This is a genomic window from Micromonospora sp. WMMD987, from assembly GCF_029581435.1.
GTDB classification, from domain to species: Bacteria; Actinomycetota; Actinomycetes; order Mycobacteriales; family Micromonosporaceae; genus Micromonospora; species Micromonospora rifamycinica.
This window is the reverse complement of sequence record NZ_CP120861.1, coordinates 4,377,998-4,392,470: the sequence shown is the minus strand read 5'-3', so window position 1 is coordinate 4,392,470 and position 14,473 is coordinate 4,377,998. Positions and strand designations below refer to the sequence as shown.

At 71.6% G+C, this 14,473-nt stretch carries 11 protein-coding genes; 6 read left to right on the top strand and 5 right to left on the bottom strand.

Annotated features, from left to right (window positions below; all coding sequences use genetic code 11):
• Positions 1-123: 123 nt before the first annotated feature.
• The gene (locus tag O7612_RS18680) at positions 124-1,389 is read right to left on the bottom strand and encodes a cytochrome P450 (protein WP_282265976.1); all 1,266 of its coding nucleotides are present in this window, start codon (positions 1,387-1,389) and stop codon (positions 124-126) included.
• A gap of 436 nt (positions 1,390-1,825) precedes the next feature.
• On the opposite strand from O7612_RS18680, the gene O7612_RS18675 reads away from it, so the two are divergent.
• Together O7612_RS18675 and O7612_RS18670 are read left to right on the top strand one after the other, a co-directional pair.
• Positions 1,826-3,076 carry a cytochrome P450 gene (locus O7612_RS18675; protein ID WP_348774306.1) on the top strand — a complete coding sequence of 417 codons (1,251 nt, stop codon included), beginning with the start codon at positions 1,826-1,828 and terminating at the stop codon, positions 3,074-3,076.
• On the top strand, positions 3,061-3,267 hold the full coding sequence (locus tag O7612_RS18670) for a (4Fe-4S)-binding protein (protein ID WP_348774305.1): 207 nt from the start codon (positions 3,061-3,063) through the stop codon (positions 3,265-3,267). The genes O7612_RS18675 and O7612_RS18670 overlap by 16 nt, the downstream gene beginning before the upstream one ends.
• A 126-nt stretch (positions 3,268-3,393) precedes the next feature.
• Here the strand turns inward: O7612_RS18670 and rfbH are convergent, their stop codons facing one another.
• Complete coding sequence (rfbH, locus tag O7612_RS18665; RefSeq protein WP_282265970.1) at positions 3,394-4,701, bottom strand: lipopolysaccharide biosynthesis protein RfbH; 1,308 nt, start codon at positions 4,699-4,701, stop codon at positions 3,394-3,396.
• 328 nt (positions 4,702-5,029) lie between these two features.
• On the opposite strand from rfbH, the gene O7612_RS18660 reads away from it, so the two are divergent.
• The 3 genes from O7612_RS18660 (at position 5,030) to rfbC (ending at position 8,279) form a co-directional block, all read left to right on the top strand.
• Positions 5,030-6,193, top strand: a complete 1,164-nt coding sequence (locus O7612_RS18660; protein ID WP_348774238.1) for a nucleotide disphospho-sugar-binding domain-containing protein — start codon at positions 5,030-5,032, stop codon at positions 6,191-6,193.
• Between the two features lie 144 nt (positions 6,194-6,337).
• Entirely contained in the window at positions 6,338-7,564 is a 1,227-nt protein-coding gene (locus O7612_RS18655; RefSeq protein ID WP_282265965.1) for an acyltransferase, read from the top strand.
• Positions 7,565-7,646: 82 nt separating this feature from the next.
• Entirely contained in the window at positions 7,647-8,279 is a 633-nt protein-coding gene (gene rfbC / locus O7612_RS18650) for a dTDP-4-dehydrorhamnose 3,5-epimerase (protein WP_282265961.1), read from the top strand.
• A gap of 144 nt (positions 8,280-8,423) precedes the next feature.
• On the opposite strand, the gene O7612_RS18645 is transcribed toward rfbC, so the two are convergent.
• Together O7612_RS18645 and O7612_RS18640 are read right to left on the bottom strand one after the other, a co-directional pair.
• A complete protein-coding gene (locus tag O7612_RS18645) occupies positions 8,424-9,743 on the bottom strand; it encodes an aspartate aminotransferase family protein (RefSeq protein ID WP_282265959.1) in 1,320 nt (439 codons plus the stop codon).
• A 162-nt stretch (positions 9,744-9,905) separates the two neighbouring features.
• Positions 9,906-10,925 (bottom strand): Gfo/Idh/MocA family oxidoreductase, encoded by a 1,020-nt coding sequence (locus O7612_RS18640; protein ID WP_282265957.1) that lies wholly within the window; start codon positions 10,923-10,925, stop codon positions 9,906-9,908.
• 489 nt (positions 10,926-11,414) lie between these two features.
• Here O7612_RS18640 and O7612_RS18635 point away from each other — a divergent pair, with 489 nt between their 5' ends.
• Entirely contained in the window at positions 11,415-12,773 is a 1,359-nt protein-coding gene (locus O7612_RS18635) for an NDP-hexose 2,3-dehydratase family protein (protein WP_282273953.1), read from the top strand.
• Positions 12,774-12,835: 62 nt separating this feature from the next.
• On the opposite strand, the gene O7612_RS18630 is transcribed toward O7612_RS18635, so the two are convergent.
• Entirely contained in the window at positions 12,836-14,428 is a 1,593-nt protein-coding gene (locus O7612_RS18630) for a bifunctional 3-(3-hydroxy-phenyl)propionate/3-hydroxycinnamic acid hydroxylase (RefSeq protein WP_282265955.1), read from the bottom strand.
• Between the last annotated feature and the right edge of the window lie 45 nt (positions 14,429-14,473).

Below are 14,473 nucleotides of genomic sequence, written 5' to 3'. Positions count from 1 at the left end.
GCCGCCGCGTCCACAGGGGACGCGGCGGGCAGGTGACGGTGGTACGGGTCACTGCCCGACCGACGGTGACCGGGGCGCGGTGCCCGGCTCACCGACGGAAGGGCCGACGCGGTGCCGGGATGCTCAGGCGAGCTTCAGCGGGAGGGTCCTGGTCCGGGTGAACCCGGGCCGCAGGATCCACGGGATCTCCTCGCGCGGCACGGCGAGGGAGAGGTCCGGGAACCGGGTGAACAGCCCCTGCAACGCCACCTCCGCCTCCTGGTAGGCCAGGTGCTGGCCGAGGCAACGGTGGATGCCCTTGCCGAACCCGAGGTGGCTCTCGCTGCCGACGGCGAGCCGGTCGATGATGAGCTGGTTGGGGTCGGGGAACTTGCGCGGGTCGGTGTTCGCGGCCAGCAGCAGCGGCGCCACCGGCGCTCCCCGGGGGATCGTCACGCCGCCCAGTTCCACGTCCTCCACGGGGAAGCGCGGCTGCGCGAACTGGATCGGACCCAGGCGCTGCAACTCGCGCACCGCCTGCGGCCACATCGACGGGTTCTCCTTCAACCGCGCGAGCTGGTCGGGGTTCTCGAGCAGGATGATGACCGAGTTGCCGATCAGGTACGTCGTGGTCTGGTGGCCGGCGGTCACCAGGCTGAAGAGGATACCGATGATCTCGTCGTCGGACACCCGGCTCGGGTCCTCGGCCTGCGCCTGGACCAGCGCGGTGACCAGGTCGTCCTGGGGCTCGGCCCGCCGCTTCTCGATCAGCTCACGGGCCAGCTCGATGCACTTGAGCAGCGTGGTCGGGATGCGCTCGCCGTTCATCGTGGCCATCGAGTCGCCCCAGGCACGCCAGTGCGGCCGGTCGGGCTCGTCGATGCCGACCAGCTCGCAGATGACGGTGACCGGCAGCGGGTAGCAGTACTCCTCGACCAGGTCGACCGGCGAGCCGTCCTTGCTGTCCTCGGCCAGCTTGTCCAGCAGGTCCGCGGTGATCTTCTCGACCCGGGGACGCAGCTTGCCGATCCGGTGGGCGGTCAGCGCGTACGAGACGAGCTTGCGCAGCCGGGTGTGGTCCTCGCCGTCGGAGACGTTGAGGAGGTTGGCCATCCACGGGATGAGGTCCGGCGGGAAGTCCAGTCGCTTGAACACGCCGTCGCGGATGTCCGCGATGGTCGAGTCGGCCGGCGGGTTGGTGACGAAGCGCGGGTCGGTGAGGACCTGGCGGACGTCGTCGTAGCGGGTGACGAGCCACATCTCGGGCCCGCCCATCATGGTGCCGATGTTCAGCGTCCCGGTGGTCGGGCCAGTCTCCTCGCGCAACCGCGCGTACCAGCCGAACGGGTCGGCGACCACTTCTGGTGAGAACAGGTCGACCGTCTCGGCCGACGTCTCGGCAGTGGTCATGAGCCCCTCCCTTTCGTGTCGAATAGCTAGCGATCCGTTGGCGTGGGGCGGGCGCGTTTCGGCGCCTTTTCGGCAACGATAGGGAGCCGGCGACGGGCTGAGCATCCCTCAACCTGATAGGCGTTCCGGCGCCGCTGGCAGGGCGTGTCGTCGGGCGGGATTCCGCGTCGTGGGACACCGGGTCCGACACCTGTCGCCGCGAATCCGACCCGACGGTGCTATCAGCGCGGGGGATGTCCGGGACGTGGGGGCTGGCCTAGGCTTCGACAGTGGAGTATGGGTCGCTGTCGATCTACCGGACGTGGCTGGTGATACCGGTGCCGGCACCCCCGGCCGCACTCCGCGAGCTTTGCCGAGTCGACCACGGACACCTTGGCGGAATCGGTTCGCTGTCTGCTGAAGCAATTGGGAGGACACTGCGGTGACGACCGAGACGATGAAATCCCCACCCGCCGACGAATCGCTGCAAGCGCCGCTCTCCCGGGAATTCCTCGAACGGGATGATCCGTTCCTGCTGCCGTCCGGTCTGGCGGCGCTGGCCGCCGAGGCCCCGGTGGCCAGGTCGACGCTCCCCGGCGGCGATCCGTGCTGGATGGTGTCCGGGTACGACGAGGCCCGCGCGGTGCTGTCGGACCCGCGTTTCTCGGCCGACCGGTTCCGCTACCACCCCCGGTTCAAGAACCTCTCCAAGGAGCTGGGTGAGCAGCTCCGCAACGACAAGGCCCGGGCCGGGTCGTTCATCAACATGGATCCGCCGGAGCACACCCGGTACCGCAAGTTGCTCACCGGGCAGTTCACGGTGCGCCGGATGCGCGACCTGACCACCCGGATCGAGGAGATCGTCACCGAACGGCTGGACGCGATGCTGGCCGCCGGCACCAGCGCCGACCTCGTGCCGGCGTTCGCGGTCCCGGTGCCCGCGCTGGTGATCTGCGAGTTGCTCGGCGTGCGGTACGAGGACCGGGCGGAGTTCCAGCAGCGCGCGGCGGACCTGTTGCAGACGAACGTGCCGGTCAAGGAGGCGGTCGCGAACGCCGAGGCCCAGCGCGCGTTCATGCAGCGGCTGGTGGTGGACAAGCGGGCGAACCCCACGGACGACCTGATCTCCGGGTTGGCCCACCACCCGGGCGCGGATCCCGCGCTGACCGACGACGAGCTGGTGGGTATCGCCAACCTCCTGCTCTTCGCCGGCCTCGACACCACCGCGAGCATGCTCGGGCTGGGCATGTTCGTGCTGCTGCAGCGACCCGAACAGCTCGCCGCGCTGCGCGCCGACCCGTCCCGGGTCGGTGACGCCGTCGAGGAACTGCTGCGCTTCCTGACCATCGTCAGCACCGGCCTGTTCCGGTTCGCCAAGGAGGACCTGGAGCTGAACGGGGAGCACATCCCGGCCGGCGCGACGGTGGTGGTGTCCCTGCTGGCGGCGAACCGGGACGGGCGGCACTGGCCGCAGCCGGACACCCTCGACGTGACCCGGGAGCGCAGTTCGCACCTGGCATTCGGCCACGGCGTACACCAGTGCCTCGGCCAGCAACTGGCCAGGATCGAGATGACGGTCGGCTACACCGAGCTGCTGCGTCGGCTGCCCGACCTCCGGCTCGCCGTGGCGCCGGGGGAGGTGCCCCTGCGGAACAACATGATCACCTACGGGGTGCACGCCCTGCCGGTCACCTGGGACGCCCGATGAGGGTGCGGGTCGACCCCGGCGTCTGCGTCGGTGCGGGGCTGTGCGTGCTCCGGCTGCCCGAGATGTTCGACCAGGACGACACGGACGGCACGGTGGTGCTCCTGCGGGCCGACCCGGACCCCGGCCAGGAGGACACCGTGCTCAAGGTCGTCACGTCCTGCCCGTCCGGGGCGTTGCAGATCGACCGCTGAGACCACGGGGTCGTCGGCCCGCTCGCCCGGGGCCGACGACCCCGCCGGCCCGCCCACCCGGCGCGGGGCGGTCACGACCCGACGCACCGCCCGCGGCAGCGGACGGTGCGTCGGGGCGGTGCCCGGTCAGTGCGTGGCGACGAACTCCTTGAGCGTGCCGATGACGTACTCGATCATCTCGGTGGTGATGCCCGGGTAGACGCCGATCCAGAACGTCCGCTCGGTCACCGTGTCGCTGTTGGCCAGCGAGCCGACGATGCGCTGCGGCCGGCCGATGTAGGCGGGGTGCCGGGTGAGGTTGCCGGCGAACAACCGCCGGGTACGGATGTTGTGCCGCTCCAGGTGACCGACGATCTGCGGGACGTCGAAGCCGGCGTCCGGCAGCACCGTGATGATGAAGCCGAACCAGCTCGGGTCGCTGCCCGGCGTCGCCTCGGGTAGCAGCAGGCCGGGCAGGCCGTCCAGACCCTCCCGGAGCTGACGCCAGTTGCGCTTGCGGGCCTCGATGAAGCCGGGCAGCTTGGCCAGCTGGCTCAGCCCGAGCGCGGCCTGGATGTCGGTGCTCTTGAGGTTGTAGCCGACCTCGGAGAAGACGTACTTGTGGTCGTAGCCCTCCGGGAGGGTGCCGGCCTGGAGGTCGAACCGCTTGAGGCAGCGGTCGTCCTCGCCCGGCTCGCACCAGCAGTCACGGCCCCAGTCGCGGAACGACTTCGCCAGCTTGGCCAGCTTGATGTCCGACGACAGGAGCATGCCGCCCTCACCCATGGTGAGGTGGTGTGCGGGATAGAAGGAGATGGTGGAGAACGCGCCGAACGTGCCGGTGAGCCTGCCCTGGTAGGTCGAGCCCACCGCGTCGCAGTTGTCCTCGACCAGGTGGCAGCCGTGCCGGGCGGCGATCTCGGCGATCTCGGCGACCGGGAACGGGTTGCCCAGCGTGTGCGCGATCATGATCGCGCGGGTGCGGGGGGAGATCGCCTGCTCGACCAGTTCGGCGGTGGTGTTGTAGGTGCCGAGTTCGATGTCGACGAACACCGGCACGAGGCCGTTCTGCAGGATCGGGTTCACCGTGGTGGGGAAGCCGGCGGCGACGGTGATCACCTCGTCGCCGGGCTTGAGCTGCCGGTCGCCCAGCTCGGGCGAGGTGAGGGTGCTCAGCGCGAGCAGGTTCGCCGACGAGCCGGAGTTCGTCAGCACCGCCTTGCGTCGCTTGAGCGTCCGGGCGAGGGACGACTCGAACTTCGCCGTGATCTGACCGGAGGCGATCCGCATGTCGAGCGCGGCGGCCACCAGGGCTTCCCGGTCGTCGGCGTCCAGTACCGCCCCGGAGGACAGGATCGGGGTCTGCCCCGGGATGAACGGCGCGGCTGCGGGGGTCTGGGCGTCGTGGTAGCCGCGGACCAGCTCCAGCAGGTGCGATCGGGCTGAGTCGACCATGTCGTATCCCCTACGGTCGAGGGTGGGAGGTGCGCTGAACCATGCGCTGGAGCCGGAGCGGCGGCCGGACGTCCACCCGATCCCGGCGCAGGCAGAACCGTCGTACCTATCGCCAATCTCTCCGGAAGAGACTAGGAGCGCCGGTCCGGCCCGGCATCCCCCACCGTGGTAGATCCATTCCCGGTGCTCGATTGCTACTATCCACTTTGGTGATGGACCCGGCCCGCGTCGTCGGCAAGCCTGATCCGGCAAGAGCCGGTCCGCGGGCGAGTGACACCCGCGCCGGGTTCGGCGCCGCAGCCAGATCCATGACCGCTGGGAGGACAACTTGCGGGTCCTAATTCTCGCCGGGATCGCCCCGTCCACGATATTCAGTCACGTCCCGCTCGGGACGGCCCTGCGTAACGCGGGACACCAGGTCATGATGACCGCCTCGCTCGATGATCTGGTGTCGACCATCGCCGGGGTAGGGCTGTCCGCCGTGCGGGTCACCGACCCCGGGGTGTCCCCGCGCGAGATCATCGCCCGGGACAGCCGGCTGCTGCGCGTCCCGGAGGACCCGGTCGAGCGGGAGCAGCAGTCGGGCCACTGGTACGCGCGCATCGAGGCGTCCACCCTGGACGCCCTGGTGGCGTTCACCAACGACTGGCGGCCGGACGTCATCATCGGCGGGATGGCCTCCTATGCCGCGCCGCTGCTGGCCAAGCGGCTCGGCGTGCCCTACGTGCGCCACGCGTGGGACATCCACGACCCGCGCCTGCTGGACCTCGGCGCGACGGAGGAGCTGCAGGCCGAGCTGGCCGAGCTGGGCCTGGACGCGTTGCCCGAGCCGGATCTGATGATCGACATCACGCCACCGAGCCTGCGCCCGCCGATCGCCCCGGCGGTGCAGATGATGCGGTGGATTCCGGGCAACACGCAACGCTGCCTGGAGCCCTGGATGTACACCCGCGGCGCGGGCACCCGGATCGGGGTGACCATCGGCACCGGGGTGGCGACCTACAACCAGTACGACTTCCTCCAGGGCATCGTCGAGAACGTCGGTGCCCTGGACGCCGAGGTGGTGGTGCCGGTGGCCGACGACGCCCTCCCGGTCCTGCAGGAACGGCTGAAGAACGTCCGGGCCGGCTGGGTGCCGCTGGACGTGGTGGCGCCCACCTGTGACGTCCTCGTGCACCAGTCCGGTGGCAGCACCATGATGACGGCGCTGAGCTGCGGGGTGCCCCAGGTGCTGATCCCGGACCCCAACCTGTTCCGGGCGAACGAGATGGCCCGCCGCATCGTCGAGGCCGGCGCGGGGCTCGTGCTCTCGCCGGACGAGGCCACCAGCGACGTCATCGCGAAGACCTGTCAGGAGATCGTCGCCAACCCGGGCTACGCCGCGGCGGCGCGCGGGCTCGCCCGCGAGATCGCCGCCCTGCCGTTGCCGTCCGAGGTGGTCCGCCGGGTCGAGTGGCTGGTCCACGAGGGGTCCGCCGACGGCTCCGCCTGAGCCCGGCCCGCAGACGGGGCAGCCGGGACCGTCCTACCCCCCTCCGGGTGGAGGAGGACGGTCCCCGGCCGCGCCCGTGGAGGAACCTGATCAGGCTTGAGGTCGCGGGTCACCCGATCCTGCGCGCTGACTGGAGGCCGATTCGTGACACGAGCGGAAGCATGGCGCGCACTGGCACCCAGTGAGCAGGTCCACGCCGCCCGGGAGGCCCACATCGGATACACCGTGCGCGCCGAGGGCCGGCTGGACCCCGGCGCGCTGGCCACCGCCTTCGCGGAGGTGTGCCGGGCCTATCCCCAGCTCCGCGCCCGGCTGGCCGACGGCGACGACGGGCCGGTGTTCGTGCCGTCGGACAGCCGACCGGAGCTGCGCACCGGTGACGGGGACGTCGACCGGCCGCTGGACGGGGTGACGCTGGACCAGCGCCGGACGCTGAGCGCGCTGCACGTCGTCCGCGACGGTGACGTGGCGAGCGTGTGCCTGCTGACCCACCACAGCATCGCCGACGCCGACCACGCCGTCGCCCTGCTCGCCGCGATCTGGTCCGGCTACACCGACGTGGTCCGGGGTGCGCCGGTCGCACTGCCCCGTCACCCGTTCCCCCGGCCGCTGGAGGACCTGCTCGCCGAGCGCGGCATCGGTCCGACGGTGCCGGCCGACGGACCCCCGCCCCCGCCGATGGCGATGGCCGCGCCCTTGACCGACGCCGAGCGGAGCGTCTTCGCCCGTAACGGCGCGCAACACCGGCTGACAGCCGCGCAGACCACCGTGCTGACGGAACTCGGCCACCGGGAGCAGGTGACGCTCAACGGGCTGCTGGCCGGTGCCCTGCTCCTGGCCGAGGCGGAGCTTCGCGGCCTGCCCCTGACCGAGCTGATGTACCGGTTCACGGTCAACCTGCGTCGGCACCTCACCCCCGTGGTCGGTGCCACCGAGGGCACGAACGTGCTGGGCGGGGCCGGTTTCAGCGCCACCGACGACCTCGCACCCGACGCGGTGACGCTCGGTCGGGCGATCGGCGGGCGGCTCCGGTCGCAACTGGCCGACGGGTCGATCCAGCGCAGCCTGCTCGACATGTTCAGCCGGTCCGCGCCACCGGCGAAGCCGTGGGAGCCGGGCGCCGCACCCGCCGTGGTCAGCATGATGAACTGGGGCCGGGTGCCGTCGATGCGCACCCCGGACGGGCTGCGGCTGACCGACTTCCGCGCCGCGTCCCACATCAGGGATCCCCTGGGGCTCGGAGGATACGTCGTGCACACCTTCGACGGCCGTGTCGGCGTCGACCTGCTCTGGCCGGAGGGGGACGCGGACCTGCCGAAGCGTCTCGACGTCGTGCGGGAGCAGCTGAGCCGACTGACGTCGCCGCGATGAGGGCCACCGCGGTCACCGCTGCCCACCGTCCGCGCGGCCGGGGCGGTCGGCGATGACCTCACCGGGCCTGACCAACCGCAGCATGACGGTACGTCCACTGGACATCGACGGCGCCTTCCTCATCTCCTCCCGGTCGTTCGTCGACGACCGTGGGGTGTTCTTCGAGGCGTACCGGGAGGACGTGCTCGCCGAGGTGCTCGGGTACCAGCCGAAGCTCGTCCAGACCAACTACTCGGTCTCCCACCGCAACGTGCTGCGGGGCGTGCACGGTGCGTCCGTCCCGCCGGGCCTGGCGAAGTTCGTCACCTGCGTCCGGGGTTCGATGCTCGACTTCGTCGTCGACCTGCGGACCGGCTCGCCCACCTTCGGCACCTGGGACATGATCGTCCTGGACGGGCGCGGGGCCTCCTCGGTCTACGTGGAGGAGGGGCTCGGGCACGCCTTCGTCGCGCTCGACGACGACACCTGTGTCCAGTACCACCTCTCCGAGCTGTACCGGCCGCAGGAGGTGGTCACGGTGCACCCGCTGGACCCCGAGATCGGCCTGCCGCTGCGGCTGCCCGGCCCGCCGGTGCTGTCCGACCGGGACGCCGCGGCGCCCTCGCTGCGGGAGTCCGTCGAACGGGGCCTGCTGCCGAGCTACGACGCGTGCCTGGCGTTGCGCAAGGCCCGTATCCACGCCGCCCCCGTCCCCGGGCTGCCCGTCGGGTCGTGACCTGCGTCCCGGCCGGTCGGGTCGTGACCTGCACCCGGGCCGGTCGGTCGGGGTGCGGCACGTTCCGTCGTCCAGCCGACCGTGGACCCGACGCCGTGGCGGGTGGCCGGAGGGCCACCCGCCACGGTGCGTCGACCCGAGCGGTCAGCCCACGGTCTCGTTGAGGCGCACCAGCGACGTCCGCAGCGCCCGGCCGAGGTGGTCCAGGTCGGCCTCGGTGGCGTTCAGCGGCGGCGCCACCAGCAGACCCTCGCCGCTGCCGTCCCGACGGTAGCCGACGAACGGGTACAGCAGCAGCCCGTTGCTCCGGGTGATCCGGAGGGCCTCGCCGACGGTGCCCCGGGCCAACTCGATGCCGTGGAAGAAGCCGACCCCCCGGACGTCGGTGACCACCGGCAGACCCCGGGTCACCTCGGTCACGATCTGGGTCACGGCCGCGCCGCGTACCTGGTCGCGGTCGAGGGCGCCGATCTCGTCGAGCACCGACAGCACCGCGAGCCCGACCCGGGCCTGCAGGGGGGTCGCCGACATCGTGCCCATCAGCGGCAGCCACGCGCCGCTGGACAGGATGCTCTCGGCCAGGTCCGGCGAGATCATCGTGGCGGCCAGGGGGACGAAGCCCGCCCCGAGCCCCTTCGACAGGGTGACGATGTCCGCCCGCGCCTGCTCTGCCTGCTGCGCGTGGTGCGAGGCCAGCGGCAGCCCGGTACGCCCCAGCCCGGTGAGCACCTCGTCGTGGATGAGCAGGACACCGTACTCGTCGCAGACCTCGCGGAGCGCCCGCAGGTATCCCGGCGGCGGGGTGTAGCCGCCGCCGGTCGTGCCGTTGACGGGTTCCAACAGCACCGCCGCGACGGTGTCCGGGCCGGCGTTGACGATGGCGTCGCGCACCGCCCCCACACACTCGGTCCGGCAGGTCGGGAACGGGCAGCCGAGGTGTTGTCCGGGGTAGGGCGGGTCGAACGCCGGTCCGATGCCGAAGCTGTCGTCCTCGTGCGGTCGCCGGGAGCGGTGGCCGGACAGCGCGAGCACGAACGCGCTGTTGCCGTGGTAGCCGAGTGACGCGGTCAGCACCCTGTGGCGGTTCTTCTCACCCCGCGACCGCTGGGCCAGCCTGGCCAGCGCGATGGCGGACTCCGACGCGTGGGTGCCGGTGGGGGTGAACATGACGCGGTCGTCCGGCCGGTGCACGGCCCGCGCCGTGGCGACGGCCAGCTGTTCCATACCGCTGGCCAACAGCGATCCCGGGCTGGCGTACGTGCAGATGCCCACCTGGTCCCGCATCGCCTCGACCACCGTGGGATGGGCGTGACCGATGTTGACGTTGATGATCCCACTGGACGCGTCGAGGTAACGCTCCCCGTTCGAGGCGAAGATCCAGGATCCGGCGGCGTGGCTGTACGCGATGGGCGGGATCTGTAACCGCGCGGCCAGCAGCTGCGGCGCGTGCGTGGTGTCACTCATCGTTTCCCACCTCGGCCACACTGTCACGGACGCTGACCAGCTGCATGCGGAACTCCTGCCGTGTCGGTGCGGGCCGGCTCCGCGATCGGGACAGAGCTGTTGCGGTACGGGCCACCCGGGACGGTGCCGGCGCCGTCCCGGTCCGCCGGGGTCACCGGCGGTTCATGACAACCTCTCCAGCGGGCCGGTGGCCGCCGGGTCGGGGGTGTGGTCGACGTGGCGTCGCGCCCGGGTGCCGATCTCCTCGACGAGAACCGCCTGCCGCAGCACGTCGCGGTCGTCGGGAAGCTGTCCGGAGCGCACCGCCGTGGCGAACGCGCGTACCGCGTTGGTCACCTGGTCGTCGGGCTCCAGCCGGAACTCCTGCACCCCGGAGTGCCGTTCCAGGCGCAGCACCGGGACGTGGTCGGCGGGCGGGCTGTAGGCGTGCTCGACGACGATCCGGCCCTCGCTGCCCCAGAGCTGGTAGCTGGAGCGGTAGAGGTTGTCGAGGCCGAAGGCGAGCTGCGCGCCCACCCCGTCGTCGGTGTCCAGCAGCGCCTGCCCGCAGGAGTCGACGAGCTGGCCGTGGCGGGAGGTCAGCACCGCCGAGAGGACGTCGAGTCTGCGGTCGCCCAGGAAGGACAACGCCGCGCGTACCGGATAGACCCCGGTGTCCAGGAGCGCACCGCCGCCGAGTTCGGGCTGGTGGCGGACGTCGTCGGCCGGACGCCTCGGCACTCCGAACGCGGCGTGGAACGAGCGCAGCGAGCCGATCGCGCCGTCGGCGACGTGCTGCCGGACCACCGCGTGCTGGCTGTGGTGGAGGAACATCATGTTCTCCATCAGCACCAGCCGCCGGGACCGGGCCAGGGCGAGCAGCTCAGCGGTGCGGGCCGCGCTGGTGGTCAGCGGCTTCTCGGCGAGTACGTGCCGGCCGGTGGCCAGCGCGGCCTCGATCCAGGGGGCGTGCAGGGCGTTCGGCAGCGGGACGTAGACGGCCTCGACCTCGTCGAGGTCCAACAGCGACCGGTAGCCCGCGACGGCCCGGCAGCCGTAGCTCCGGGCGACCTCGGCCGCCCGGTCCGGATCCCGGCTGGCGATCGCCGTGATCTCGACGGCGGGAAGGGCGGCCATGGCGGGCAGCACCCGGCGACGGGCGATGCTCGCGCATCCCATGATCCCGATCCGTACGGGCGTCACCAGCTCTCCTTCCCCGGTTTTGCGGCAGGTCGGCAGCGCTCGTGTCGGGCCGTCGACCGCGACGTCCCGACCGGACCGTCGCGGGACGCCCGGCACCGGACCGGCGGGCTGCGGGTCGGTCCTCCCGGCGCGGTCCTCTGGGAGAGTAGGACCACCGTGCCACCCCCGGCATCCCCCGGTCTGATAGCCCGCGCGCGGCGGATCCACGGCGGCGCCATCAGACCGAGGGATGCCCCGCCGGTCATGTCTGTCCTAGCGTCGTGCACAGACACGCACGCACCCCGTCGGCCCGCTGCGCCCGGTACCTGAGGACAGGCCGGATCCGTCGTGGGGTGGGCCTCACCGCCAGTCGCCGGTTCCGGGTCGGTCGACCCCGGCGCACGGGCACGACCTCAGGGGGAACCGGTGACTGACAGCTCTGGTGCGAGGCACGCGGTCCTGGAGGCGGAACGGGTCGAGCGGGCCACCGCCTCGGCGGAGAACGCGGTCATGTCCATGGCGGACTTCCACTCCTGGTTCAACGCCCGCACCCGGGCGAACACCTTCCGGGTGGACCGGATCCCGTTCGCTGAGCTGTCCGGGTGGGACTTCGATCCGGACACCGGCAATCTCGTCCACGCCAGCGGGCGGTTCTTCTCGATCGAGGGACTGCGGGTCCGGACGAACCGGCCCTGGATGGGGGAGTGGTCCCAACCGATCATCGTGCAGCCGGAGATCGGCGTGCTCGGCATCCTCGTCAAGCGCTTCGACGGCGTCCTGCACTGCCTCATGCAGGCCAAGATGGAGCCGGGCAACATCAACGGCCTCCAGCTCTCGCCGACGGTGCAGGCCACCCGCAGCAACTACATGAAGGTCCACGGCGGCGCGGACACGAAGTACCTGGAGCACTTCCGGCCGGAGTCCCGGGGCCGGGTGCTCTTCGACGGGTTGCAGTCCGAGCAGGGATCCTGGTTCCTGCACAAGCGCAACCGCAACATCGTCGTCGAGACCGAGGACGACGTCCCGCTCGACGAGAACTTCTGCTGGCTCACCCTCGGCCAGATCCGCCGCCTGCTGCTCCTGGACCACATGATCAACATGGACTCGCGGACCGTCCTGGCCTGCATCCCGCCGGCGTTGACCGGGCCGCAGGGCCAGGAGGCCGGCGACGATCCGTTCACCCGCGCGTTCCTGCGCTCGTTGTCCGACCGCGGCAGCGCCCTGCACGACTCGGGGCGGGTCCTGAGCTGGCTGACCGAACTACGGTCCCGGCAGGAGCTGGTGCAACGGCGGGTGTCGCTGCGGCAGGTCACCGCGGACGGCTGGCGGCTGGGCAGCGACGTCATCGACCACCGCGACGGCAAGTACTTCGACGTCGTCGCGGTGGCCGTGCAGGCGAGCAACCGCGAGGTCGCCGCGTGGACCCAGCCGCTGGTGGCACCCAAGCAGGCCGGCCTGCTCGCCCTGTTGGTCAAGCGGATCGGCGGTACGTTGCACGCGCTGGTCCAGGCGCGCAGCGACGCCGGCATGCTCAACGTCGCCGAGCTGACCGCCACCGTGCACTGCCAGCCGGGAAACTACGCCGACGTGCCGGCGGAACACCGCCCGCGCTACCTGGACTACGTGCTCAGCGCCCCCACCTCCCGGGTCCGGCTGGACGTGCTGCACTCCGAGGAGGGCGGCCGTTTCTACCACGCGCAGAACCGCTACCTGGTGATCGAGGTCGAGCCCGATCTGGACGAGCCCGACGACCGGTACCTGTGGGTCACGCTGCACCAGCTCACCTCGCTGTTGCCACACAGCAACTACCTGACGGTGGAGCTGCGCAGTCTGATGGCGAGCATGCGCTGTCTCGCGCAGCGGCTGTGACCGACGCCGCCGGGGCCGGGTGACGGTGGTCGCCGGCACGCTCGTGTCTGCCCGGCCGGTGGTCAGCCGGTCCGTAGCGGCACCCCGGCCGGCGCGGTCGCGGACAACTGGTCGCGCAGGTCGTCCACCAGGTCCCGGACACCGGCCGGGTCGTGCGCCGCGCCGAAGACGTGGTAGTCCGGCCGGACCAGCAGGTACGACGCCGCGAACCCGGCCAGGTAGGGACGGTAGACGTCGTCCACGTCCACCACCCCGTCCTGCGGTGCGCCCTCGGGGGGCAGCAGCCGGACCAGGTGGGTGTCGAGTCCGGCGAGGAAGGCCAGCCGCTCCCCGTCGAGCGCGGCACGGGGATCCTCGGTGGTCAGCAGCACGAAGCCCCGGCCGACCACGTCGTCGAACAGGCCGGTGGCGCCGCCGTGGGTGACCCGTCCCTGCGGCACGACCGCGCCCGCCGGTGGCGCGGCCCCGTCCGCTCCGGGCCTGCGGTGCAGCAGCCCGGCCGTGAGGGGCTTCGCGGGCTCCGGTCGGCCCGGCGGGCGTCCGCGCCGGTTCGCCAGCACGGTGGCGTCCCGTTCGGCGGCGGCCACCGGGTCGGTCACGCAGATCACCCGGCCCAACTGGACCGACGCCAGGGTCGCCTCCCTGACCTGCGTACGCCGCTCCTCGGTGTAACTGTCCAGCAGGGACTCGGCCGCCGCCCCGCGCAGGACGAGGTCGAGCTTCCAGGAGAGGTTGACCACGTCCCGGATGCCGGAGCACATGCCCTGCCCGGCGAAGGGCGGCATCAGGTGGGCCGCGTCGCCGGCCAGCAGGACATGACCCACCCGCCACTGCTCGGCCCATCTGGCCTGGAAGATGTAGGTGGTGCTGCGCAGCAGGTCGGCGTTGCCCGGGTCGACACCGTACGGCGCCAGCAGCCGCCAGGCCGTGTCGGTCTCGTTCAGTTCGGCCGCGCTCTCCCCGGGCAGCCGCATGAACTCCCAGCGCCGTCGCCCGGGGCCGCTGCCCACCTGGGTGGTGGGCCTGGCCGGGTCGCAGATCTGCACGTTCGTGGGGACGAACTCGCGCGGTTCGCGGAGTTGGACGTCGCAGAGCAGCCACTCGTACGAGAAGCCCAGGTCGGTGACGGCGACGTCGAGATGGTGGCGGACGAAGCTGTTGGCGCCGTCGCAGCCCACCACCCAGCGGGCGGAGAGCACCCGGGTCGCCCCGTCGTCGTCGGTGGTGCGCACCTGCACCAGCCGGTCGTCGTCGGTGATGCCCACCACCTCCTGCCCCCGCAACACCGTCACGCCGGGCAGCGACGCCACCCGGGCGGCGACGAGTTCCTCGAGTGCGGGCTGGTGCATGGTGTTCGCATCCGGCCAGCCGTACGGGCCGGACGTGGTGAACACGATGTCCAGCAGCGTCTCACCGGTGGCGGTGCGCCACTGGTAGCCGCTGGCCGGTGCCGTGATCCGGCCGATCTCCGGGCCGATCCCGGTGCCGGCGAGCAGCCGCGCCGTCTCGCCGTCGAAGCTGGTCGCCCGGGGCAGCCGGTACGGTCGGGGGCGGCGTTCGAGCACGGTCACCCGCCAGCCGCGCTGCGCCAGCAGCACCGACAGGGTGGCGCCGATCGGCCCGTTGCCCACGATGACGACATCCGCGTCGGTCAAGGAAACCTCACAGGTCGGCGCTGTACGAATGGTCGGGGGATCGCG

Coding starts and splice junctions, on each gene's coding strand:
- rfbH (WP_282265970.1), bottom strand. CDS start 4,701: ATGGTCGACTCAGCCCGATCGCACCTGCTGGAGCTGGTCCGCGGCTAC.
- O7612_RS18645 (WP_282265959.1), bottom strand. CDS start 9,743: ATGAGTGACACCACGCACGCGCCGCAGCTGCTGGCCGCGCGGTTACAG.
- O7612_RS18635 (WP_282273953.1), top strand. CDS start 11,415: ATGTCCATGGCGGACTTCCACTCCTGGTTCAACGCCCGCACCCGGGCG.
- rfbC (WP_282265961.1), top strand. CDS start 7,647: ATGACGGTACGTCCACTGGACATCGACGGCGCCTTCCTCATCTCCTCC.
- O7612_RS18675 (WP_348774306.1), top strand. CDS start 1,826: ATGAAATCCCCACCCGCCGACGAATCGCTGCAAGCGCCGCTCTCCCGG.
- O7612_RS18680 (WP_282265976.1), bottom strand. CDS start 1,389: ATGACCACTGCCGAGACGTCGGCCGAGACGGTCGACCTGTTCTCACCA.